The organism is Pseudomonas sp. R9.37 (assembly GCF_963878885.1).
Classification (GTDB): domain Bacteria; phylum Pseudomonadota; class Gammaproteobacteria; order Pseudomonadales; family Pseudomonadaceae; genus Aquipseudomonas.
On record NZ_CAWNZA010000022.1, the window covers coordinates 664505 to 688875 of the forward strand.

Here is a 24371-nt window from a genome sequence, read left to right on the forward strand (position 1 = left end):
CCAACAGGGCTCACTTATCAAGACACCCTGTTCCGTTGCCGAAAGGAATCTGCATGCCTTCAACCCCGCCATCACCCGACCTGACCGCCCCCGTGGAACGCGAACTCAGCCTGCGCGCGGTGATTACCGGGGTCGTGCTGGGCATCCTGCTCACGCCCTCGAATGTGTACGCGGGGCTCAAGATCGGCTGGTCGTTCAACATGTCGATCATCGCCTTGCTGGTCGGCTACGCCATCTGGCAGGGCCTGGCCAGGCGCAGCCCCGGGCAACTGCCGTGGACACTGCACGAAAGCAACATCAACCAGACCGTTGCCTCGGCCGCCGCCTCGATTATCTCCGGCGGGCTGGTGGCGCCGATCCCGGCCTACACCTTGCTGACCGGCCACACGCTGGACGCCTTGCCGATGATCGCCTGGGTGTTCTCGGTGAGCTTTCTAGGGATCTGGATTGCCTGGTACCTGCGGCCCTCGCTGCTCAACGACAACGCGCTGAAATTCCCCGAGGGCATGGCCACCCTGGAAACCCTGCTGCACATCTACAACCACGGCCGCGAAGCCGCCACGCGCTTGAAGGTGCTGCTCGGCGCCGCGTTGCTGTCCGGGCTGGTCAAGTGGGTGGATACGTTTATGTGGGCCTTGCCGCGCTGGTCGCCCAGCGCGGCGTTTGAGCGCCTGACGTTTACCGCCGACCCTTCGCTGCTGTTGCTGGGCTTTGGCGGCATCATCGGGATTCGCGTAGGCCTGACTCTGCTGCTTGGCGCCTTGCTCGCCTGGGGCGGGTTGGGGCCGTGGCTGTTGGCGCAAGGCCTGGTCAGCCTGCCGGCAGACAGCAGCGGCCCCCAATTTGCCGCGTTGGTGGAATGGTTGCTGTGGCCCGGCGTGAGCCTGATGGTGTGTTCGACGCTGGCCTCGCTGGCGATCCGTCTGTGGGCCTTGCACACGTCCACCAAAGCCGGCGGCGGCACGCCCTGGGCGGTGCCCAAGGTTGGGCCTGCCGCCGGTTTTGCACTGGCGATTGTGCTGGTGGTGAGCCTGCAGGCGCTGTTGTTCGGCATCAACCTGTGGATGGCCTTGCTGACCATTCCCCTGGCGATTTGCCTGGCCGCCGTGGCGGCGCGCGTGGTGGGTGCCACTGGCATTCCGCCGATTGGCGCCATCGGGCAATTGTCCCAGCTGAGCTTCGGCATCGTTGCGCCGGGGCAAGTGCCGATCAACTTGATGAGTGCCAACACCGCCGGCGGCTCGGCCGGGCAATGCACGGACTTGATGAACGATTTCAAGGTTGGCAAGGCGATTGGCGCCACGCCGCGCAAGCAAGTGATCGCGCAGATTCTGGGGATTTTTGTGGGCAGCATCGTCGGCGTATTTGCCTACCTGGCATTGATCCCCGACCCGCAAAGCATGCTGCTCACCGAAGAGTGGCCGGCACCTGCGGTCGCCACCTGGAAGGCCGTGGCGCAAACCCTGACCCATGGCCTGGATTCATTGTCGGTGAGCATTCGTTGGGCGATTGGCCTGGCGGGTGCGGTTGGCGTGTTGCTGGGCGTTCTCGACAGCACTTTGTCGGCCCGACGCGCCCGGTATCTGCCCAGCGCCGCGGCCTTGGGCCTGGCCTTCGTGCTGCCGGCTTCGGTGTCGCTGATGATGGCCCTCGGCGCGGTGCTGACGTGGTTGGCGAGCTGCCGCTGGCCGAGTCTCACCGAACGTTTTGCGATTACCGCGGCGGCCGGATTGATCGCCGGGGAGAGCATCACCGGGGTCGGCGCGTCGTTGTGGGCGATGGTTGCGAATTAATCCATGGCACTCCCCCGCGACAGCGTAGTCTCTTACCTGGATACCCACTCTCGTTCAGCGGAGCCCTTATGATCACTGTCCACCACCTCAACAACTCGCGTTCGCAACGCATTCTGTGGCTGCTCGAAGAACTCGGCCTGCCTTACCAGATCAAGCGCTACCAGCGCGACCCGAAAACCAACCTAGCTCCGCCCGAACTCAAGGCGATCAACCCGCTGGGCAAATCCCCGGTGATCGAAGACGGCGACCTTGTGCTGATCGAGTCCGCCGCGATCATCGACTACCTGATCCGCCGTCATGGCCAAGGCCGCCTGCAGCCCGATCCGGCCACGGCCACCTACGACAAGTACGTGCAATGGCTGCACTTCGCCGAAGGCTCGGCAATGCTGCCGCTGATGCTCAACCTCTACGTCGGCCGCCTGGGTGAAGCGGGCGCACCGTTGCATCCGCGCATCGAGTCGGAGTTGGCCAACTACCTGGGCTACCTGAACGACGTGCTGGCGGATACGCCATACCTGGTGGGTGACGCGCTGAGCGGCGCGGATATCCAGATGAGCTTCATCGGCGAAATCGCCAAGGCCCAAGGCAAGTTGCAGGCCTACCCGAACCTGGCCGCGTGGGTGCAACGCTTCCAGGCGCGCCCGGCCTACCGCAAGGCAGTGGAGCAGGGCGGCGAGTACGCCTTCGCCCAATAAAAGCGCAGGCGTTACCCCTGTGACGAGCGGGCCTGGTGCGGCAAACGGGCTTGGTGTGACGAGCGGGCCTGGTGTGGCAAACGGGCTTGGTGTGACGAGCGGGCCTGGTGTGGCAAACGGGCTTGGTGTGACGAGCGGGCCTGGTGTGGCAAACGGGCTTGGTGTGACGAGCGGGCCTGGTGTGGCAAACGGGCTTGATGTGGCGAGCGGGCTTGCCCCGCGTTGGGCTGCGAAGCAGCCCCAAACCAGCCGCCGAGTACCGCCTGACACACCGCGTTCTGCTCCATTGGGGCCGCTGCGCAGCCCAACGCGGGGCAAGCCCGCTCGCCACATCAGGCCCGCGCTTCACAACGCCTTAGCCCCTACAGCCCACCAAGAACGGCTTCTCAGCTGTTCGCAAAGCGCTTCAACGAAAACGACGACAAATCCAGGTCACTCGACCCCCGTATGCACCACTGCGCGAACGCTTCACCCAGTGCCGCCGAGTGCTTGAAGCCATGCCCCGAACACGGCGACACCACCAGTGTGTGCTGCAGCGATGGGTGCTCGTCGATGATGAAATGGTGGTCCGGCGTCACCGTGTAGGCACACACCGCTGACTTCACCACCTCGGCCGTCACCCCGGCGATACGGCCCTGCACCTGCTGCTCATACATCGCGCGCGCTTGCGCCGCCGAGACCGTGCGGTCCAGCGTCTGCGGCGTGCAGGTGGTGTGATATTGCGCCGTGGCCAGCTTCAAACTGCCTTCGCCGGGCAACGCCGGGAACCCATAGTGGGTCTGGTCCTGGCCATGCGTGAGGATATACGTGGGCGATTTGCCGACCAGATCGGCACCCGGTTCAAGCGCGAACCAGAACAGTTGCTGGCGGTAAACGCTGAGCAACCGATCAAACGGCGCCCCGAGCAAACCGCCCGCCCAATTGCCCGCGCTCACCACCAGCTTGTCGGCCTGCAACGTGCGTTTGTCGGTGGTCACCGTCACGCCGTGCGCGTCCGAACTGATCTGGGTGACGGTCTCGCCCTTGTACAGCGTGGCGCCGTGCCGCTCGGCCAGCTTGAGCTGCACAGCGATACACCGCTCCGGGCGCACAAAGCCGCCGCCGGGTTCGTAGTAGCCAATGGCGCTGTCCGACACCTGGGAAAATTGCGCGAAGCGCTGGCGAATCTGCGTCGCATCCAGCAACTCGTGTTCGATGCCATAGGTTTGCGCCAGGCCAATGGTGCGCCGGGTGAAGTCGGTTTCATCGCTGGGGTCGAAGTCATCGCGGGAGGTCAGCACCAACAGCCCCGACTGCTCGAACAACGCCTCCCCGGACAACGCCTCCAGCTCACGCCAGATACGGTGCGAGTTGCGCACAATGGGCACGTACTGCGCGCCTTCACCCACCGACAGCCGCGTGATACGCGTATCGCCGTGGCTTGAGCCGAACGAGTGGGGCGGGTGATGGCGATCGATACCGGCAACGTTTACACCGGCTTTGGCCAGTTGGTACACCGTGGCGGCACCCATGGCGCCGAGGCCGATGACCAGCGATTCATAGCGTTCCAAGGTTGATACTCGCGTCTGAGGGCAGGGCAGTAGTTGAGGCCAAGACGGCAGAAAAAACAATGGGCATCAGGCACGGGGGCCTCGCCTTGCGGCGTTGGGCCACGCGTTCTGCATATGCCAATTACAAAGCCCTTTGCAATTTTTTATTCTTTCCTAACCTATACCGCCTTCATGCAAAGTCCGCCTTTCCAGCGATGGATCTCCATCGTTCCTCGACAGCAAGGCTGAATGGCCGTTATCCGCACGGAGCATGCAATGGGTGTTAATCAGAACCTGCATTTCGGTCTGATTGGTCAGATGTTCAAGAGCGATTACAGCTGGCTGTGCGCGCGCGTTGGCCGGGCGATGGGATGCCCGCACGGGGCGCAGGATATTGCCTCGGAAACCTTTTTGCGGGTGCTGGCGTTGCCGGACCCGGCGGCCATTCGAGAACCACGCGCATTGTTGACCACCATTGCGCGGCGCCTGATGTATGAGGGCTGGCGCCGCCAGGACCTGGAACGGGCGTATCTGGAAGCACTGGCCCTGGCGCCGGAGTTGGTGCATCCGTCGCCTGAAGAGCGCTTGTTGCTGATCGAGACATTGCTTGAAGTCGACCGCTTGCTCAACGGCTTGTCGGCCAAGGCCAAGGCAGCGTTTTTGTATCACCAACTGGATGGGCTGACCTATGCGCAAATTGCCGAACGGCTGCAGGTGTCGGTGAGCCGGGTGCAGCAGTACATGGCCGATGCATTCAAGCGTTGCTACCTGGCGATGGCGCAGCCATGAGCACCAACCCGCCCGATGAGGCGATGATCGATGAGGCGGCGCAATGGATGGCGTTGCTGCAATCGGGGCATGCCAGTGCCCAGGAGCACCACGCGTTCCGCCGTTGGCGCGAGGGCGACCCACGGCGGGCCGAGGTCATCAATATGATGGGCAGTGGCGTGTCGGCGCTGGGCAACGACGACCTGCGGCGCATGCCGCGCGAGAGCCTGTTGCACACCTTGAATGCGCCCTCGGGCCGTCGCCGCTTTTTGCGCAATACCCTGGCGTTGGTGGGCTTCGTTTCCTGTGCGAGCCTGGTCACGCGGCTGTCCGACACCTGGCTGCCGTCCGACGGCCTGCGCACCGGCACGGGCGAGCGCTTGAACCTGACGTTGGAAGACGGCAGCGCCTTGAGCCTGGATGCGCGCAGCAAGGTGATCACGCATTTCGACGCTCGGCAACGGCTGCTGGCGTTGCTCGACGGCAAACTGTTGGTGGACGTGGTCAAGGACCCGCTGCGCCCGTTTATTGTCGAGACCGAGCACGGCCGCATGCGCGCTTTGGGCACGCGTTTTCAGGTGCAGCAGGGCGACGGCCAGACACAAATCACGATGCTGCATTCCCAAGTGGAAATCACCACGCGCAGCGGCGCCGTGCAGGTGATCAACGCCGGCCAGAAAGCCACGTTCAACGCGCAGGGCATTTTGAAACTGGAAGCCGCCAGCGGTGGCGAGGCCGCGTGGACGCAAGGCCTGCTGGAAGTGCGGGACCGCTCACTGGGTGAAGTGGTGGACGCATTGCGCGACTACCGGCGCGGCATTATCCGCATCAGCCCCGAGGCAGCCAGCCTGCGCTTGAGCGGGATTTTCCCGCTGGACGACAGCCAGCGTGCCCTGCAATTGCTGGCTCAGTCGTTGCCGGTGCAGGTCGACTACCACAGCCCGTACTGGGTCAGTATCGAGCGCCGATAAATCATTGCACGGCGCCCTATAAAAATCCCATGGCAGTTGCACAACCCAGTGCAGGCAGAGGTTTATCAGCCCGCGTACAGCCGTTTTTGCTGTTATAAACCCATGCCTTTTTAGCCTAACGCCCGTCTATAAAAACCGCTGATTGGTTGTTCAACCCATCAACTGCATAACACTGATGGGGAAGCTCAACCATGCACTTCAAACACCGCAATCGCTCATCGCTGGCGGCGCTGTCTTTGGCCCTTGGCGTGACCCTGGCCGGGCATGGCGCCCTGGCGTTCGGCCAGTCGCCGTCGCCGGCAGCGGCCACGCACGCCCAGACCTATGACTTCGATATCGCCAGCGGTCCCCTCGACCAGGCATTGCTGAACCTGTCGCGCAACAGCGGGCAGACCATCGCCTTCCAGCAAGACCTGGTGCAAGGCCTTACCAGTGCCGCGGTGCGGGGGCGCCTGACCACCGAGCAAGCGCTGCAACAGGCGCTGCGCGGTTCGGCCCTGGACGCGGTGCCAAGCGGCGACGGCGGCTGGGTGCTGCGCCGCGCGGCCAAGGCGCCTGCCGCCAGCATCAAGGCGGCACCTGCTGCGGCCGTCGCCCTCGCACCAGTGCCTGGCGATGTGGCCCTGGAAAAAGTCGTGGTCACCGGCTCGCGCATTGCCCGCGCCCAGGTCGAAGGGCCGTCGCCGGTCACGGTAATCAGCGGCGAAGAAATCACCAGCCGTGGCTACAAGAACGTCTACGACGCCATCGCTTCGCAAACCCAGAACACCGGCATGACCCAGGGCGAAGACTACGGCAACACCTTCCAGCCCGCCGCCAGCGCCCTCAACCTGCGCGGGTTGGGGCCCAACCACACACTGGTGCTGATCAACGGCCGGCGCGTGGCCGACTACCCCACGGCGTACGACGGCGCGGTCAACTTCACTAACCTGGCGAATATCCCGGCGGTGATGATCGAGCGCATCGAAATCCTCAGCAGTGGCGCGTCGGCCGTGTACGGCTCCGACGCCATTGCCGGGGTGGTGAACATCATCCTCAAGGACAAAATCAGCGGCGTAGACGTTAACCTGCGCGGCGGTTACGCCGAGCGCGGCGGTGGCGACAACCAGCGACTGCAGATCAGCGGCGGCGACAGTTGGGGCGATTTCGACGGTGTGTTCGGCCTTGAACTGACCAACCGCCAGCCGATCTGGAGCAACCAGCGCGGCTTCATGACCGACGGCCCGGCGGTCAACGTCGGCTACCGGCGTAACCTCGACAGCGGCGCGTACCTGGGGCCCGGCTGCGCAGCCTATGGCGGCATCTACAACGGCAAACTGGGCAACACCGGCAACCGCTGCACCACCAACCAGTACTACAACGATTACTCGACCCTCCAGGCCGAGAAGGAGAACTACGACGGCTACACCCGTGGCACCTGGCATTTCAGCGACAGCGGCAAAGTATTTGCCGACCTGATGTTTGGCTTTGATCACACCCAGAACAACACGCGCGGCCCGAGCTTTACCTCGCCGGACTTCATCAACCAGAACACCGGCAACCTGGAGCGCTGGTCGCGTAACTTCGCCAGTGAGGAAATTGGCGGCAAGACCTCCAACAACAGCAAATGGCGCGAGCTGTCCTGGACCGGCACCCTGGGCCTGGAAGACAAGTTCGCCAACAGTGACTGGGGTTACCAGATCGCCGCCAACCGCTCCGAGTACACCAGCGACCGCAACACCCGCTACACGCCGTTGAGCGGCATCCGCGATTACTACCTGGGGCCGCAACTGGGCACCCAGGACGGCCACCCGGTATTTGCCCCGGACCCGTCGCGGCTCGACCAGCCCTTGACTGAAGCGCAATGGCGGCAGTTTCGCGGCAACCTGGTGCAGAAGAGCAAGTCGGTGTCCCAAACCTTCAGCGCCAACATCAACGGTGACCTGTTCGAATTGCCGGCCGGACCGGTCGGCTTTGCCGGTGTGACTGAAGTCGGGCGCCAGTCCTACAGCGTACATGTCGATGACCAGCTCAATGACGGCACCTTCTACAACACCACGCCGGCGGCCAATTCCGGCGGCTCGCGTGACCGTTATGCCGCCGGCGGCGAGTTCAGCATTCCGCTCACCGACACGCTGCTGGCCTCGGCCGCCGGGCGCTGGGACCAATACACATTCAGTGGCCGTTCCGAGCAACAGAAAACCTACAACCTGGGCCTTGAGTGGCGGCCGATCACCAGCCTGCTGTTTCGCGGCAGCTACGGCACCAGCTTTCGCGCGCCGGACCTTAATTACCTCTATCAGGCCGACAGCAAAGGCTACAAACCGGACCAGATCGACTACTACGGTTGCAGCAAAGGCCTTGAAGGCGCCTGTGATCGCGGGCGCGTTGACTACACCCAGAGCGGCACGCCGAACCTTGAGTCGGAGCGCGGTAAATCCTGGACTTATGGGGTTGTCTGGTCGCCCTCGCATCAGTTCGATGTGTCCGCTGACTTCTGGCGCGTGCAGATCAAGGACCTGCTGACCACCGTTGACATCAACCGCCTGCTGCAACAGGAAGACCAGTGCCGCAATGGCCTGCTCGACGCCGCCACCTGCGCCGATGTGCTGGCGCGTGTGCAGCGTAATGCCGGCAACGCGGCGGTCGATCCGAACAAGTTGCAACAGGTGTATGTCAATGCCATCAACGCCGCCAGCGAACGCGCCAGCGGCCTGGACCTCAAGAGCAATATCCGCTGGGGCGCAGGCGAGTACGGCGCGTTCAGTTCGGTGATTGGCTACAGCCTGGTGCTGTCCCACTACCTCAAGGAATCGGATGAGGCGCAAACCCAGAACCTGCGCAGCAGCACCAACAACTACGACTGGCGCAGCAAGGTCAACGCCAGCCTGACCTGGGATTACCAACGCTTTACCACCACCCTGACCGGCATCCGGTACGGCAGCGTGACCAATGGCGCCGGCGACGGGCGCCTGTCGCCCTGGGCCACCTTCAACGCCAGCGCGCGTTATCAGGTCAATGACCAGGCCAGCGTTGGCCTGACCGTCAACAACCTGCTCAACACCTACAAGCATGATGATTCCGCCTGGCCGTATTACCCGGTGGGCAACTACGACCCCTATGGTCGGCAAGTCTGGCTGGACGTGAGTTATCACTTCGGCAAGTGAGGTGTCGCTAACGCATAAGGACATGCGTTAACGGTCTAAACGGCGCTCTATAAAAAAACCGGCATCGACGCACAACCCTGCATACCCAGACAAAGGACAGGGAGCCCTCGACGCATGCTTACGCCAAACCCCACACGTTTTTTACTCAGCCTCGCCGCCACGCTGGTCGCCGGTAGCGCGGCGGCCAGCCCGTTGGACATTCCCGCCGGGTCGCTCGACAAAACGCTGCTGAGTATTTCCCAGCAAAGCGGCAAGCCGATCGCGTTCGAACAACGCCTGGTCAGTGGCCTGAATGCACCGGCGATCAAGGGTGACCTCAGCGCCGGTGAAGCCCTGCAAATCGCCCTGCAGGGCACCGACCTGCAAGACAGCGAAAGCGCCAGCGGCATTGTGCTGAGCGCCGCACCGCGCGAGGCAACGATTGCGCCGGTCACCGCCGGGGTAGAAAGCCCGTCGGTGATCCCGCAATTGCAGCGCATCGAAGTCACCGGCAGTGCGATCCGCCGGGTTGATGCGGAAACCGCCGTGCCGGTGACCATCCTGCGCACCGAAGAGCTGAAAAAACAGGGCGTCACCACCACCGAGCAATTGATCAGCCGTATTTCCGCCAACCAGTCCTCGGTAGGCTCCGGCCGCTCGATCGGTTCCAGCAGCGGGGGGGCGGCCTATGCCGACTTGCGTGGCATCGGCCCGAACAAAACCCTCGTGCTGCTCAACGGCAGGCGCCTGGCCAACAACGCCACCAGTGCAATCAACGGCTCGGGTGTAGACCTTAATACCATCCCGTTTGCCGCCATCGACCGCGTGGAAGTGCTGCGCGACGGCGCGTCGGCGTTGTATGGCACGGACGCCATCGGCGGGGTGATCAACTTCATCACCAAAAAAAGCGTGACCGACGGCCAACTGACCCTGGGCGGCAGCACGCCAACCCGCTCCGGTGGCGGTGAAACCAATAACTTCAGTGGCAGCTGGGGTTTTGGCGACCTGGAAGAAGACCGCTTCAACGTGTTCGGCGTGGTCAGCCACGACAAACAGCAAAGCCTCAAGGCCAAAGACCGCGACTACACCTACAACTACCAGCCGGGCCGTGGCCTGGATTATTCATCGGGCATCGCCTCACCGGCCAACTACAGCCAGGGCGCGAACGCGAGCAACCCGTTGGCGGCGTCCGGCTGTAATGCACCGGGGCTGATTTCCCGCAGCGGCATCTGCCGCCAATCGCTGTGGAGCTACCTGGACCTGGTGCCAGAAACCGAAAAGACTTCGTTCTTCGGCAAAGCCAGCGGCAAGTTGGCGGACGAGCATACCGTCAGCCTCGAGTACTTCTGGGCACGCAACCTCAACCGTACCCAGATCGGCCCCGGCTTGCTGCAAGGGCTGCAAGTGCAACCGGGCACGCCGTTCTACCCAGGCAACGGCATCACACCGGGCCCGACCCAGTTTGCCCTCGACCCGACGCAGCCGGTCGATGTGAACTGGCGCGAAAGTGAAGTGGGCCCACGCAAGCATGAAGACGATAACGTCGGCCAGCGCCTGCTGCTGACCTTCGAAGGCACGCTGGCGGGCTGGGATTACAACGTCGGCGCGGCCTACAACCAGAACAAAGTCACCAACACGATCAAAAGCGGTTATGTGGACGACCGTGTGGTTGCCAGCGGCATCAACACCGGCGTGATCAACCCGTTCGGTCCGCAGACGGCGGCCGGCAGTGCGTTGCTCGGCGCCAGCGGGGTAGACGGCGACTACGGCTCTGCCGTCGGCCGTGTCAAAAGCATCGATGGCCGTATCAGCCGCGACATCGGCGACTGGTTCGGCGCAGGCCCGTCGGCCCTGGCGCTGGGCGGTGAGTACCGCAAGGAAGACTTCCACCAGGACTTCGCCGACTTTGCCGCCAACGTGCAAAGCCTGGGCGTCGACCCGGCCGCGACGGTGGCGGGGGATCGCACGGTGTCGGCGCAATACGCCGAGGTCAACGTGCCGGTGATCGACAGCCTCGAGCTGTCGGCAGCGCTGCGTCACGACAAATACAGTGACTTTGGCAACACCACCAACCCCAAATACTCGTTCCGCTTCCAGCCGTTCCGCGAACTGGTGGTGCGTGGCGCCTACAGCGAAGGCTTCCGTGCGCCGTCTCTGTATGAACTCTACAACCCCAACTTCACCAGCTTTACCGTGGCCAACTACAACGACCCGCGCCTGTGCGCTGGCGGCTCGCCGAGCAACGGTGGCCTGGCTAACCGCGATTGTGCGCAGCAGTTTTTCAGCCGCAGTGGCGGTAACACCAGCCTGAGCCCCGAAACCGCGCGCAACGTGACCTTGGGCTTTGTCTATCAGCCGATCACCAACTTGTCGGTGGGCCTGGATTTCTGGTGGATCAAGATCGCCAATCAGATCGCCGAGTTCCCGGAGTCGGCGGTCTTCGAACAGCCTGACCTGTACTCGGACCGCATCGTGCGCAAGGCCGATGGCTCCATCGACCACATCGTCACCGGGCTCGCCAACCTGGGCAAGGTCAAGACCAACGGCGTCGACGTCAGCCTCGACTACCGCTTTCCCGAGTCCCGGCTGGGCCAGTTCGGCACCAACCTGCAAGGCACTTACGTGGATCGCTACGTGTACCAGCAGCAGCTCAAGGGCGATTACATCGACAAGGCCGGCGACTTTCGCGGCGGCGATTTTGCCTCGGCCGGCGCCGTCGCCCGCTGGCGTCACAGCCTGACCGGCACCTGGAACAAAGGCCCGCTCGGCGCCTCGCTGACCAACCGCTACACCAGTGGCTACAACGACTACAACCGCGCCTTCCACGACAAGGTCGGCGCCTGGAGCGTGTGGGACCTGGCCGGCACCTACACCTGGCGTGACACCGCGCAGGTCACGGTGGGCGTGCAGAACGTGTTTGACCGCGAACCACCGTTCAGCAACCAGACCTCGACCTTTCAGAGTGGCTACGACCCGCGTTACTCCGACCCGTTTGGCCGCACGTTGTATAGCCGGGTTTCCTACAACTTCTGAGGGTGAGGTACTGCCTCAGGAACAAAGCACGTCAACGGTGGGCGCTGGCTTGCCGGCGATAGCGGTGGATCAGTCGATGAAATACTGACTGACAGGGCCTCATCGCAGGCAAGCCAGCGCCCACACGTGATCTTCAGTGTTTTCAAAAAAGGAGCCGCGTTTGTGATCCTGTGTCGTTTCATCCTGGCAGCGCTGCTGCTGGGGCTTTGGGTGCCGTCACTGCTGGCGCAACCGGTGCATGCATTAACGGTTTACGGCGAAGCCCCCAAGTACCCGGCAAACTTCAAGCACCTGGACTACGTCAACCCGAACGCCCCCAAGGGCGGCAGTTTTCGCCGCTCGTCCATGGAAGGCGGCGCGTTCGATCACCTGATCCCGTATGTCGACAAAGGCACCGGCATCACGCAGATCCAGGGCTGGCTGTACAGCCCGCTGGCGTACCGCTCACAGGATGAGCCCTACACCGTGTATGGATTGGTGGCGCAGACCCTGGAGCTGGCCGACGACCATTCGTGGATACGTTTCTACCTCAACCCCAAGGCGCGTTTTGCCGATGGCACGCCCATCACCGCCCAAGACGTGGCCTACACCTTCAAGCTGTTCACCACCCAGGGCAGCCTCGCGTACCGCCAAACCTTTGCCGACGTGGATGAGGTGCAGGTGGAATCACCGACTCAGGTGCGCTTCACCTTCAAAAGCGCCGACAACCGCACCTTGCCGCTGGACATCGCCTCGTTGCCGGTGCTGCCGGAGCATTGGTGGCGCGGGCGTAACTTTGCCAACGGCGGCGGCTTTGAACCGCCGCTGGGCAGCGGCCCGTACCGCATCAGCGCAGTGGACAACGGCCGCAGCGTCACCTTCGAGCGGGTCAAGGACTGGTGGGGGCAAGACCTGCCGGTGACCCAAGGGCAGTACAACTTCGACAGCCTGCGCCTGGAATTTTTCGCCGACACCGACGTGTCGCGCCAGATCCTGCAAGCCCAAGGCTATGACTTCAACCGCGAGTTTTCTGCCACCAGTTACTCGGTGGGCTACGACGGTGAAGCCCTGCGCGACGGGCGCCTGCAGCGCGAACAACTGGCCCCGAATGCGGTGCAGGGCACCCAGGGGTTTGTGTTCAACCTGCAAAAACCGCAGTTCCAGGACCGCCGCGTGCGTGAGGCGCTGAGCTTGCTGTGGGATTTCGACTGGAGCAACCGCCAGATCATGCACGGCATGTACCTGCGCCAGCGCAGCTTTTTTTCGCGCAGCCCGCTGGCGGCCAGTGAGCTGCCCGACGCCCAGGAGCGTGCGATCCTCGAACCCTGGCGCGGCCAGGTGCCGGATGCGGTGTTCGATGCGGTGTATCAACCGCCGCACACCGACGGCAGCGGCCGCATTCGGCCCCAGCAGGCGCAAGCCTTGAAGTTGCTTGAGGCGGCGGGCTGGACACCCAAGGGCGACCAACTGGTGAATGCCGAAGGCACGCCGTTGCAATTCACCTTCCTCAACAGCCAGAAAGGTTTCGAGCGTTTGCTGCTGCCGTACAAACGCAACCTGGCGCAGATCGGCATCGGCTTCAACATTCGCATGATCGACTCGGCCCAGTACACCAACCGCGTGCGCGCCCGGGACTACGACATGATTGTTGTGGGCTACCCGGTCAGCCCATCGCCGGGCCGCGAATTGATCAACTATTTTGGCTCCGAAAGCGCCGACGACCCGGGCTCCAACAACTACATGGCGCTGCGCAACCCCGCAGTAGACGCATTGATCGATGGCCTGGTGCGCGCCAACGACCGTCCGAGCATGGTGCGCTACGCCCACGCGCTCGATCGTGTTTTGCAGTGGGGCTTCTATTGGATTCCCAACTACTACCCGCCAGGCTCGTCGTCGCTGTGGTGGAACCGTTTCGGCCGACCGCGCACGGCGCCGCTCAATGAAGTGGGCATCGACACCTGGTGGGAGCTGAGCCCGACGCCGCTGACCACCGCGCAAATGCGTGAACTGACCGAGGTGAGCCAACATGCTGGCCTATAGCGCGCGCCGTTTGTTGCTGATCGTGCCGACCCTGCTGTGCATTTTGCTGGTGAATTTTTTTATCGTGCAGGCCGCCCCCGGTGGCCCGGTGGAGCAAGCCATCGCGCGCCTGCAAGGCATCGGCACCCAGGCCTCCGCGGCGGGCACCCGCGTGGAAACGGGCAGCACTGAATCACGCACCACCCGTGGCCTGGACCCGGCGCTGGTGGCCGATATCGAGCGCCAATACGGCTTTGACAAACCCTTGGGCGCACGCCTGTGGCTGATGCTCAGCAGCTACGCGCGGCTGGATTTTGGCGACAGCTTCTTTCGCGGCGCCAAGGTCACCGACCTGATCCTGCAAAAACTGCCGGTGACCTTATCGCTGGGCTTTTGGGCCACGCTGATCAGTTACCTGGTGTCGATCCCGCTGGGCATTCGCAAGGCCGTGCGTCATGGCAGCCGCTTTGATGTGTGGAGCAGTGCGGCGGTGATCATCGGCCATGCCATGCCGGCGTTTCTGTTTGCATTGCTGCTGATCGTGGTGTTCGGCGGCGGCAGCTTGTTGAACTGGTTTCCGGTGCGCGGCCTGGTCTCGGAAAACTTCGCCGAGCTGTCCTGGGCGGGCAAGGTGGTCGACTACTTCTGGCACCTGGTACTGCCGGTGTCGGCGCTGGTGATCGGCGGCTTTGCCACCCTGACCATCCTCACCAAAAACAGCTTTCTCGATGAAATCAGCCGCCAGTACGTGGTGACCGCACGGGCCAAGGGCTTCAGCGAAAAGCAGGTGTTGTACAAGCACGTGTTTCGCAACGCCATGCTGCTGATCGTGGTCGGGCTGCCCCAGGCGCTTACGGCCATGCTGTTCGGTGGCTCGCTGCTGATTGAAGTGATTTTTTCCCTCGACGGCCTCGGCCGCCTGAGCTACGAAGCGGCGGTGGCGCGGGATTATCCCGTGGTGTTCGGCACGCTGTTTATCTTCACCTTGGTGGGGCTGGTGATCAAATTGCTGGGTGATGTGTGTTACCGGCTGCTGGACCCGCGTCTGGATTTTTCTGCGAGGGCGCATTGATGCAGGCTTTTTCCCCGACCACACGCCGCCGTTGGCTGCACTTCAAACGTAATCGCCGGGGCTGGTGGTCGCTGTGGCTGTTTGTGGCGTTGTTTGTCGCTTGCCTGGGCGGTGAGCTGCTGGCCAATGACAAACCTTTGCTGGTGTCTTACCAGGGCGCGTTGTATTTCCCGGCATTCGAGCGCTACACCGAACAGGACTTCGGCGGCACGCTGCCGTTTCAACCGGACTACCGCGACCCTTACGTGCGCGAGCTGATCGAAGGGCAGGGCGGCTGGATGCTGTTCGCGCCGGTGCCGTTCAGCTACGACACGGTCAATTACGACCTCACCGCGCCATCGCCCACGCCGCCCAGCGCGCAGAACTGGCTGGGCACCGACGACCAGGCGCGGGACGTGCTGGCGCGGGTGATTTTCGGCACGCGGGTGTCGCTGTTGTTTGCGTTGGCGTTGACCGTGGTGAGCGCCTTGATCGGTATCGCCGCCGGCGCGCTGCAAGGCTATTACGCCGGCTGGGTCGACCTGTTGGGGCAGCGCTTGATCGAGATTTGGTCCGGGCTGCCGGTGCTGTATCTGCTGATCATCCTGTCCGGGTTTGTCGAGCCGAGCTTCTGGTGGTTGCTGGGGATCATGGCGCTGTTTTCCTGGCTGACCCTGGTAGACGTGGTGCGCGCCGAGTTCCTGCGCGGGCGCAACCTGGAATACGTGAAGGCCGCCCGCGCCCTCGGTGTGGGCGATTTTGCGGTGATGCTGCGGCACATCCTGCCCAATGCCGTGACGGCGACTTTGACCTACCTGCCGTTCATCCTCACCGGCGCGATATCCACGCTCACCGCGCTGGATTTTCTCGGCTTCGGCATGCCCACCGGCAGCGCCTCGCTGGGTGAGTTGATCGGGCAGGGTAAAAACAACCTGCAAGCCCCGTGGCTGGCGCTGACGGCTTTTTTTGCGCTGGCGCTGATCCTGTCCCTGTTGGTGTTTATCGGCGAAGCCTGCCGCGATGCCTTTGACCCTCGATCCTGATATGCGAGCCGTGCCGTGACTGATGCGTTGATTGAAATTCGTGACCTGCAGGTGGCGTTCGAGGGGCACAAGGCGGTGCGCGGTATTGACCTGGATATTCGCGCCGGCGAATGCCTGGCGCTGGTGGGCGAGTCGGGCTCCGGCAAGTCGGTGACCGCGCATTCGATCCTGCAATTGCTGCCCGCGCACACCACGCGCACCCAGGGCAGCATTCGCTACCTGGGCGAAGAACTGCTCGGCGCGCCGCCTGCGCGCCTGCGCCAGATTCGTGGCGACCGCATCGCCATGATCTTTCAAGAGCCGATGACCTCGCTCAACCCGCTGTACAGCATCGAGCGACAACTATCCGAAACCCTGCTGCTGCACAAAGGCCTGGGCGGTGCGGCCGCACGCGCGCGCGTCCTGGAATTGCTCGAACTGGTGGGCATCCAGCAGCCGCGCCAGCGCCTGAATGCCTACCCGCATCAACTCTCCGGCGGCCAGCGTCAACGAGTGATGATTGCCATGGCGCTGGCGTGTGAGCCGCTTCTTTTGATCGCCGATGAGCCTACCACCGCGCTCGATGTGACCGTGCAGCGGCGCATTCTCATGCTGCTCAAAGACCTGCAACACCGCCTGGGCATGGCGCTGTTGTTGATCAGCCACGACCTCAACGTGGTGCGCAGCATTGCCCAGCGCGTGGCGGTAATGCGCGCGGGGCAGATCGTTGAACAGGCCGAGTGCCAGACCCTGTTTGCTGCGCCGCAGCACGCCTACACTCGCCAGTTGCTGGAAGCCGAGCCGGACGGGCGTGCGCTTGAACGCGCGCCGGCCGGCAACCTGCTGGAAGTGGACGGCCTGAGAGTCTGGTTCGCCCAAGGCGGCCTGCTGCGGCGTAAGCCGCCGATCAAGGCGGTGGACGGCATCAACCTGCGTTTGCAGCGCGGCAAAACCCTGGGCATTGTCGGCGAGTCGGGCTCGGGCAAGTCCACGCTGGGCCAGGCGATCCTGCGCCTGGTGGACGCCCAGGGCAGTATCCGCTTTGAGGGCCAGGCCCTCGACGCCCTTAAAGGCAAGGCGCTGCGCCCATGGCGGCGCAAGCTGCAAGTGGTGTTCCAGGACCCGTTCGGCAGCCTCAGCCCACGCATGAGCGTGCAGCAAATCATTGAAGAAGGCCTGCGCGTGCACACCGACCTCACTGCCGCCCAGCGTGAAGCCGACGTCATCAGCGCACTGCGCGACGTCGGCCTAGACCCCGACACCCGTCACCGTTTCCCCCACGAGTTTTCCGGCGGGCAACGCCAACGCATCGCCATCGCCCGCGCGCTGGTGATCAAACCCGACCTGATCCTGCTCGACGAACCCACCTCGGCGCTGGACCGCACCGTACAAAAACAAGTGGTGAGCCTGTTGCGTCGGTTGCAGGAGGAGCACGGCCTGACTTACCTGTTTATCAGCCATGACCTGGCCGTGGTACGCGCGTTGGCGCACGACTTGATGGTGGTCAAGGACGGCGTGGTGGTGGAGGCGGGGAGTACGCAGCAGCTGTTTGAGGCGCCGCAGCATGCGTATACGCGGGATTTGCTGGTGGCCTCGGCATTGCGGCCACTGGAATGATCAGCGCCCCCAGCGCTTCGGCGGGCAACAACGATCAACTGTGGGAGCTGGCGTGCCTGCGATGACGGTGTATCAGCGTAAGCCTATGCCACTGATCTACCGCTATCGCAGCATAGAGTGGGCTGTTGTGGCGAGCAGGCTTGCCCTGCGTTGGGCTGTGAAGCGGCCCCAAATCCAGACGCTGAGTTCTTTCAGGAAAATTGCAGTGCCTTTACTGGGGCTGCTTCGCAGCCCAACGCAGGGCAAGCCTGCTCGCCACTGGGAGAAATGGGCTACCTTCCAAACTTGTGTAGATATCCAGGGCTATCGCAGGCAAGCCAGCGCCCACAGTAGAGCCGCGTCAGGCCAGGCGTGCCCGCCAATCACCGCCATGCTGGAGGTTGCAGGCTTCTTCGCAATCAAAGCGCACGCAGCGCTCGATTTTCACGGGGGCCACTTCGGCGTCGTGCAACGCAGCAGCCGTCAGTTCGCGCATACGTTGGCCCGCGCCGTTTGCCAGGGCCAGCTCCTTATTGGCCCGCGTATCGAACACCCAAATCACCCGCAGGCTTTGCGGGAACGCGGCGTAATCAACTGTGTGAGTCAGCCACTCGAAGCCCGGGATTTCAGCCTTGGCGGTTTCGCAGGCTTCGGTCAGCGTGGCGACCAGGCGGCGTTCGAGGCGGGCGGTGTCGCGTTTGGTTAGGGGCATCAAAGGTCCTGAGATTCAAAAAAAGTCATCACATCATCCGGCCCGTATTCACGGGTTAGCAGGTGTTTCCATCAGCTCAAAGTGAAAGGCCTTAGACCTGAATGTCACACCACGCCTCAACGGCGTGCAGCCGCAAGGTCAGCCCCGATGCGAAGCACACAACCACGTGATGGTCGGCGGGGAAGGTGTCGCAGAGGTAGAACGTTTCTGTCTCGGCGTCGGCCGCCACAATGCCGATGGCGTGAAGCACCGTGTCGTCCTCAATCGGGCTGTCATGGCGCCCTTCGGCCGAAAAATGACTCACGCCATGGAAGGTGATGGTAATTTCCCGTGGCTCTTCGGGCGGCACCCAGTCCTTGGTCCGTCGTGTAAACCTGAGCGACAGCGTGCGCTCAGACAGCGCGTAATGGATGTCGCTGGCGACATAGAAATTGTGCAGGTCACAGGCGCGTCCTTCGACCTCAACCTCTATATGCCCGAGTACAAAACCGTGAAATTTCATCGCGCCCGCCTATCGCTGCTGAAAGGCCACCTTGAGCCCCAGCCCCATAAACAGCGTGCCGATGATTTTGCCTTCCCAGCGCCGCAACTTTGACAGCCCCTTTATCCCGCGACTCAACGGGCGAATCGAGATCGCCAGCAAGCTCGTGTAAATCGCGCTGAGCACCGAGAAAATCAAACCCAGCACCGCAAACTGCACCAGCGACGAGCCGGATTCTGGATGAACAAATTGCGGCAAAAAGGCCAGGAAAAAGATCGCGGTTTTCGGGTTCAGCACCTCGGCCCCGATCGCCTGGAAAAACGCCTGGCGCGGCGTCACCGCCGGTAACTCAAGGCGCGCATGCGTGCCGGTTTTAGCCATGAAGGCCCGCACGCCCAGGTAGATCAGATACGCCGCACCGGCCCACTTCACCGCATTAAACGCCGCCGCCGAGGTCATCAAGATCGCCGACAACCCCAAGGCCGCGCACAGTGTGTGAATCAAGTCACCGCAAGCCACCCCCAGCCCGGTGGCGATGCCCACCTTACGCCCGCCTTGAATCGTGCGCGTGAGCACCAACAGCACCGAAGGGCCGGGGATCAGGAAAAGACCGATCACCACGGCGACGTAGGTGACGAGGGAGGCGAGTTCAAACATGGCGGCGATCTCTGAGTCAGGCACGGCCTACAGTAATCCTCATGTAGAGGGGTAATGCAACGCCGCTCAAGCAAACGCCGCCTGCATAAATGCCTGCAAGCCTTTTTCTTCCAGAATCTCGATGGAGAAATGCCCAAATCGCTTGGGCAACCAAATGATGCGCGTGCCGGATGGCGACTGCAGATCCTCCAGGGCCAATGGCCGGCCGTTCTCATCCTCCGGTTGCACGCCCTTGGCGACCAACTCGGCATAGGCCACCTCGATGTCCGGCGTGGTGTAGCAGTGCCGGTAAATCATCCCTTCGCCGTGTGCGTCCAACAGCTCGCGCAAATTACCCGTCAGCGGCTGCACCAGCATGAAACGCTCCTGGCCCATCAGCACAACCGCATACCGCACATGAAAGCCGCCGCGATTCCACACTTGAGTGGTGGAGAGGTTGGCGTTGAAAATCTTGGCGTAATACGCGCACGCCTGTTCGAGGTCCTCGACCAATACATCGACGTGGCTGAATGTCAGCTCCATTGCATGCCCTCTAGCGGATGTGGGTTCAGGCGACACTAGCCGATTTACAACTGTTTACGTATTCACAGAAACGTTCGATATAGGCTTTGAACAGCCCCGACCCACTGTTCGCTGAGCCTGCCGCCATGCAACTGCCTGCCATCGCTGTCACGTTTTTTGCCCTCGCCACCGTGCACTCGCCATGGGCGCAAGGCGCGACGCCCATCACCCATGTCGCCCTCTACCGTGGCCCGGCGGGGTGTGATGACTGTTCCGAGAACGTCAAAAACGCCTTGGCGCGGCTCAGCCCCAACTACCAGATCGACTTTGTGGGTGCGGACGAAGCCATCGACATCACCCCGCAAAACCTTGCGCGTTACGACCTCTATGTTCAGCCGGGCGGCGGACAGGACATTCCCGCTGCGCTCGACAGCTTTGGTGACGCACGCGTGGACGCCATTCGTGAATACGTGGCCAAGGGCGGGCGCTATCTGGGGTTATGCATGGGGGCTTATCTGGCGGACAACAGCAACTTTGGGTTGATACCCCAGGACCTCGACTCCGAAGCCGGGCGGCCGGGGTTTGAAGTGGCGGGCATTGAGGATGCGGCGGTGCGGGTGATGTGGGATGGCAAGCCGGACAGTGTGTTCTATCAGGACGGGCCGTATTTTCCCGAGGTTGATGGGCACGCGCCGTATACGGTGATTGCGACTTATCGCAATGGGGATGTGGCGGCGGCGCGGTATCGGTATGAGAAGGGCGTAGTGGTGCTGAGCGGGCCGCATCCGGAGGCGGGGAAGGCGTGGTTTGAGAATGCGGGGATTGAGTTGAGTGAGATGCCGCGGGGGGAGTTGTTTGGGGTGTTGGTGGGGAGGGTGGGGAAATGATGTATTTATCTACGTTTGTTCGGTAGCGGGTTGTTGGAAAGGGCAGTTTTCGGCCAAAAGCGGTCAGTCAGAAGTCTTAAGAATGCAGTTCAGAATCTGAAAATTCAGCTCGATAATCACTGTGCATCAGTGCCACTCCCTAAAACAGTGCATGCATTGACGCGCACGCCAAGTCCTCAACAGCCCTCCGCAGAATGAGCAACGGGTAATTTTTTGCTCGCACAGAGGCCTCATCCGATGGCGGAAATATTCCCAGACAACATTCGGATCAATATTTTCTCGGCGGACTATCTCATCTACTACTGCCTGATCACCCTTCTCGTGGAAAACCCCGATGATCGCTAGCGTTTCAATTGATGGACAGTAAGCAGTAATTGATTCGCCGCATCGATTACAAACACGTTGACCATAGTCAGTACTCATAAATTCGTTTCAGTGCCCGGAACTGGAGATGACCTTTTTACTAGACGCTGGGTGCAGTGACAACGTCCGCTTTTGGCCGAAAGCAGCCCCTTTCCACGCTAACCGGTCTACCATGGCATCCCCCGGCAGTGGTCCATGCGCTCCCGATCATTTTTTCTCAAGGTATCGTCATGTCCATCGACCAAATCTCCCTCCCCAAAGGCGTTGGCCCTCACGCCATCAAGCTGCTCGATGCCATCACCGGCGCTTCCACCCACGAAGAACTCAACCGCGCTGGCGGCAAGGCTGAAGGGTTTGTGTTGGGGCTGGAAGCCACCAAAGCCATCAAAAGCCAGATCGCCGAGTCGTTGTATGTGGCTTACGACGATGCGGCGAGTAACCGCGCGGGTGAGTTGAAGGGTTAACAACCGGCAATGCAGGACGTTGCGCGCGCAGGTCGTTAAACTGGGCGCCTTTTTATTTCTCAGGATGAGGCTGTCATGTTCAAAGTTGCTCTTGCGTCACTGCTGCTGGCGTGTGCCTTCGGCGCTCAAGCGGATACGACTGTTGATGTGTCAAAGATTTACGGCAACATCAAGTTTGTCAGTAGCTTCCCGGACTATAAGGTCAAGGTGGTAAACAGTTTCCCTGACCTTAAGGTAAAACAGGTAAGCAGTTTTCCCGATTCGGCCGGCAAGTGGAAAACAGTCGAGAGTTTCCCCGACTACAAGATCCAGATTGTTGACTCCTTTCCAGACTTCACCATTCAGTACGTTGATTCGTTCCCTGGGGTTAATTGAAGGCAGCGCCCTCAGCGGCGCTGCCGTGGGCTGTTGGTCAGCCAGGGCAAGGCGCTTCGCGGTCGAGCAATTTGGCGGTGAGCAGCACGCCCAGTTCGCTCAGTTGGTGAATGGCCAGGGCGATGTCGCGGTGTTTGCCGCACAGGTCTTCGGACAGGTCGAGCAGCAGGGTGCTGACGCTGGTGAAGGTTTCGTAGCTGTTGGTGATGAGGGTTTCGGTGCTGGCGTCGGGGACGACGGTGAAGAGGGTGGTTGAGTCTGTTGTGACATTAGCCATTGTTAAGTTCCTTGCTTGGGCTACAACCTCATCGCTACTAAACGAAAAGGCGGTGGCTGTACGCAGGTTAGTAGACCGGTGGAACCTAACAAAACCGGCGCACCCGAGGGTGCCCTACGCACAGCCACCATCAAGCACAGACGAGAACGCCTGACAGATGAAGCTTGTGCACTTGTTAGGTTAAACCGTGGGCTACTAAACCCGATCACTGAACATTCAGCGACCGAGCCACCTTAGAGACGGCCACCCCAGCGCACAAGCCGGCGGATTCTGACGCACGCGTAGGCAATGGGGCAAGGTGCTGCGGGCGGTTCGCAACTCTCCAGGCTGAGGAAACTGCTTTGTGGCGAGCAGGCTTGCCCTGCGTTGGGGTGCGAAGCGGCCCCTCCAAACAGGCGACCGAGTTTTACTGTTGGACCAGCGGCGGCTGGGTTGGGAGCGCTGCGCACTCCAACGCAGGGCAAGCCTGCTCGCCACAGGAAGTCTTCAAGCCACAACAGGTCTTCAAGCCACAACAGGCCTTCAGCCACAGTAAGTCTTCAATCCACAACAGGTTTTCAAGCCACAACAGGCCTTCAGCCACAGCAAGTCTTTAATCCACAACAGGCTTTCAAGCCACAACAAGTCTTCAAGCCATAACAGGCCTTCAAGCCACAAGAAGTCTTCAAGCCACAAAAGGCCTTCAACCCATAACAAGCCTGCTTGCCACCGCCGCGCCGGGTTAGAACGCCTGGTTCACCCCAACCCCACGCATGATCGCAAACCGTGGGTCGATCAGCTTCAGCGTTTGCTCGCCCTTCAAGCGCCCGACTACCACGTGGTAGGTCTTTGGCACTTCGGAGAGGTTTTCCGGGTTGCGGGCCAGTTTTTCAATCGCCGGGGTGTTGGCCCAGTCGGCGATGGTTTTCTGGCGGATGTCGACGGTCACCACCCAGGATTTGTCCACGGCGGCGCCCATGGGGTTGGTGTTGGCCGCAATGTTCTGGACTTTGGCAATTTCATAGCCCTGGGCGTAGCAGAACCCGGATTCCTGCTGCACGTAGGCGGCGCGGCCGGCCTCGGTGAGGGTGTAGGTTTTGTCGCTTTTGGCCAGCAGGCCGGCGTTGGTCAATGCATCGAAGGCCGGCTGGTTGGCGCTGGAGGTGCCGCTCATGACGCTGTCACTCAAGGTCACCGGGAAGCTGTTGAACATCGCCGCCTTTACGCAGGAAGCCCCTTCCAGCCTGGGTTGCAGCGCGGCTTGAATGTCGGCGTCCGATGGGCTGTCGCTGCACGCGGTGAGCAGCAACGCGGCGGCGGTGATGAGGGCCATTTCTCTGATTCGCATCGTTTTATCCTTGACGATTGGTAGCGGGCGGGCAAAGTGTATAGAAATATTGCTGTCACGAAACCCTCCCGCCAGTCGTGTAGGGTCGGTGGCTTGAGCCGCACTGAACAGCCAAGGATTAACCATGACATTGACCGTCAATACCCTGCTCGAACTGGCCATGGCCAACCCCATCAACACCCAGATCACCGCGCGCCTGCCCGACCTCGGTGTGGAGCAGTGCATGCTCACGGCGGGCTGCCTGTTCCAGGCCGTATGGAACCATCAGTCAAACTTGCCTGCGGCTCAGGGCGTAAAGGACTACGACGTCTTTTACTTCGACACGGATCTGTCCTACGAAGCTGAGGACAAAGTGATCCGCGCCGCCGAACGTTTATTTGAGGATTTGGGCGTTAACGTCGAGGTCAAGAACCAGGCGCGGGTGCACCTTTGGTACGGCGAGCGCTTTGGTCGGCCTTATCCACAGTTGCACTCGGCTAAACAGGGCGTGGACCGTTACCTGGTGGCCGGCACCTGCATCGGGCTGGAGATCGACACGGGCGAAGTGTATGCGCCCTATGGCTTAGCGGATGTGGAGCAGGGCGTGTTGCGGATTAACCCGCTGCACCGCGAGCCTGAACTGTTCGCCGCCAAGGCCCGCAGTTATCAGGCGCGCTGGCCTTGGCTGAAGATCGTTGCGCCGGATGATTTGTGAACTTTTACCGACTCCCCATACGTCCTATCTTCAAATGAACCCTGAGAGTGGA

21 protein-coding genes are annotated in these 24371 nt (G+C 61.9%); 14 read left to right on the top strand and 7 right to left on the bottom strand.

Features of this window, described 5'->3' with window-relative positions; all coding sequences use genetic code 11:
• Positions 1–53 precede the first annotated feature (53 nt).
• Both AACU78_RS15260 and AACU78_RS15265 read left to right on the top strand, forming a co-directional pair.
• Positions 54–1793 (top strand): OPT family oligopeptide transporter, encoded by a 1740-nt coding sequence (locus AACU78_RS15260; RefSeq protein WP_106576633.1) that lies wholly within the window; start codon positions 54–56, stop codon positions 1791–1793.
• Positions 1794–1861: 68 nt separating this feature from the next.
• On the top strand, positions 1862–2488 hold the full coding sequence (locus AACU78_RS15265) for a glutathione S-transferase family protein (RefSeq protein ID WP_106576634.1): 627 nt from the start codon (positions 1862–1864) through the stop codon (positions 2486–2488).
• Positions 2489–2874: 386 nt separating this feature from the next.
• Here the strand turns inward: AACU78_RS15265 and solA are convergent, their stop codons facing one another.
• Entirely contained in the window at positions 2875–4038 is a 1164-nt protein-coding gene (gene solA, locus AACU78_RS15270) for an N-methyl-L-tryptophan oxidase (RefSeq protein ID WP_106576635.1), read from the bottom strand.
• Between the two features lie 255 nt (positions 4039–4293).
• Here solA and AACU78_RS15275 point away from each other — a divergent pair, with 255 nt between their 5' ends.
• The 8 genes from AACU78_RS15275 (at position 4294) to AACU78_RS15310 (ending at position 17602) form a co-directional block, all read left to right on the top strand.
• Positions 4294–4806: a sigma-70 family RNA polymerase sigma factor gene (locus AACU78_RS15275; protein WP_106576636.1), complete on the top strand. Its 513-nt coding sequence runs from the start codon at positions 4294–4296 to the stop codon at positions 4804–4806.
• Positions 4803–5756 (top strand): FecR domain-containing protein, encoded by a 954-nt coding sequence (locus tag AACU78_RS15280; protein ID WP_106576637.1) that lies wholly within the window; start codon positions 4803–4805, stop codon positions 5754–5756. Before AACU78_RS15275 ends, AACU78_RS15280 begins: the two co-directional genes overlap by 4 nt.
• 191 nt (positions 5757–5947) lie before the next feature.
• Entirely contained in the window at positions 5948–8902 is a 2955-nt protein-coding gene (locus AACU78_RS15285; RefSeq protein ID WP_106576638.1) for a TonB-dependent receptor, read from the top strand.
• A gap of 114 nt (positions 8903–9016) precedes the next feature.
• Entirely contained in the window at positions 9017–11914 is a 2898-nt protein-coding gene (locus AACU78_RS15290; protein ID WP_256586921.1) for a TonB-dependent receptor, read from the top strand.
• 162 nt (positions 11915–12076) lie between these two features.
• Complete coding sequence (locus tag AACU78_RS15295; protein ID WP_106576639.1) at positions 12077–13933, top strand: extracellular solute-binding protein; 1857 nt, start codon at positions 12077–12079, stop codon at positions 13931–13933.
• Positions 13920–14984: a microcin C ABC transporter permease YejB gene (locus AACU78_RS15300; protein WP_106576640.1), complete on the top strand. Its 1065-nt coding sequence runs from the start codon at positions 13920–13922 to the stop codon at positions 14982–14984. Before AACU78_RS15295 ends, AACU78_RS15300 begins: the two co-directional genes overlap by 14 nt.
• Positions 14984–16006 carry an ABC transporter permease gene (locus AACU78_RS15305; RefSeq protein ID WP_177410069.1) on the top strand — a complete coding sequence of 341 codons (1023 nt, stop codon included), beginning with the start codon at positions 14984–14986 and terminating at the stop codon, positions 16004–16006. Before AACU78_RS15300 ends, AACU78_RS15305 begins: the two co-directional genes overlap by 1 nt.
• Positions 16007–16021: 15 nt before the next feature.
• Complete coding sequence (locus AACU78_RS15310) at positions 16022–17602, top strand: ABC transporter ATP-binding protein (RefSeq protein ID WP_106576642.1); 1581 nt, start codon at positions 16022–16024, stop codon at positions 17600–17602.
• A 340-nt stretch (positions 17603–17942) separates the two neighbouring features.
• On the opposite strand, the gene AACU78_RS15315 is transcribed toward AACU78_RS15310, so the two are convergent.
• From AACU78_RS15315 to AACU78_RS15330, 4 genes are all read right to left on the bottom strand, one after another.
• Positions 17943–18293: a hypothetical protein gene (locus tag AACU78_RS15315; RefSeq protein ID WP_106576643.1), complete on the bottom strand. Its 351-nt coding sequence runs from the start codon at positions 18291–18293 to the stop codon at positions 17943–17945.
• Between the two features lie 91 nt (positions 18294–18384).
• The gene (locus tag AACU78_RS15320; RefSeq protein WP_106576644.1) at positions 18385–18795 is read right to left on the bottom strand and encodes a hypothetical protein; all 411 of its coding nucleotides are present in this window, start codon (positions 18793–18795) and stop codon (positions 18385–18387) included.
• 9 nt (positions 18796–18804) lie between these two features.
• Entirely contained in the window at positions 18805–19431 is a 627-nt protein-coding gene (locus AACU78_RS15325) for a LysE family translocator (protein ID WP_106576645.1), read from the bottom strand.
• A gap of 66 nt (positions 19432–19497) precedes the next feature.
• On the bottom strand, positions 19498–19953 hold the full coding sequence (locus tag AACU78_RS15330; RefSeq protein WP_106576646.1) for a VOC family protein: 456 nt from the start codon (positions 19951–19953) through the stop codon (positions 19498–19500).
• A gap of 125 nt (positions 19954–20078) precedes the next feature.
• On the opposite strand from AACU78_RS15330, the gene AACU78_RS15335 reads away from it, so the two are divergent.
• The 3 genes from AACU78_RS15335 (at position 20079) to AACU78_RS15345 (ending at position 22021) form a co-directional block, all read left to right on the top strand.
• Positions 20079–20819, top strand: a complete 741-nt coding sequence (locus AACU78_RS15335; RefSeq protein ID WP_106576647.1) for a BPL-N domain-containing protein — start codon at positions 20079–20081, stop codon at positions 20817–20819.
• Positions 20820–21412: 593 nt separating this feature from the next.
• Positions 21413–21646: a hypothetical protein gene (locus tag AACU78_RS15340; protein ID WP_106576648.1), complete on the top strand. Its 234-nt coding sequence runs from the start codon at positions 21413–21415 to the stop codon at positions 21644–21646.
• A 75-nt stretch (positions 21647–21721) separates the two neighbouring features.
• The gene (locus AACU78_RS15345) at positions 21722–22021 is read left to right on the top strand and encodes a hypothetical protein (RefSeq protein ID WP_017136894.1); all 300 of its coding nucleotides are present in this window, start codon (positions 21722–21724) and stop codon (positions 22019–22021) included.
• A 37-nt stretch (positions 22022–22058) separates the two neighbouring features.
• On the opposite strand, the gene AACU78_RS15350 is transcribed toward AACU78_RS15345, so the two are convergent.
• A complete protein-coding gene (locus AACU78_RS15350) occupies positions 22059–22298 on the bottom strand; it encodes a DUF6124 family protein (protein WP_145166006.1) in 240 nt (79 codons plus the stop codon).
• Positions 22299–23019: 721 nt separating this feature from the next.
• Complete coding sequence (locus AACU78_RS15355; protein WP_177410070.1) at positions 23020–23625, bottom strand: hypothetical protein; 606 nt, start codon at positions 23623–23625, stop codon at positions 23020–23022.
• Positions 23626–23749: 124 nt separating this feature from the next.
• Between AACU78_RS15355 and AACU78_RS15360 the strand changes: the two genes are divergently transcribed.
• Positions 23750–24319, top strand: coding sequence for a nucleotidyltransferase family protein (locus tag AACU78_RS15360; protein WP_106576650.1), 570 nt, complete (start codon positions 23750–23752; stop codon positions 24317–24319).
• Positions 24320–24371 lie beyond the last annotated feature (52 nt).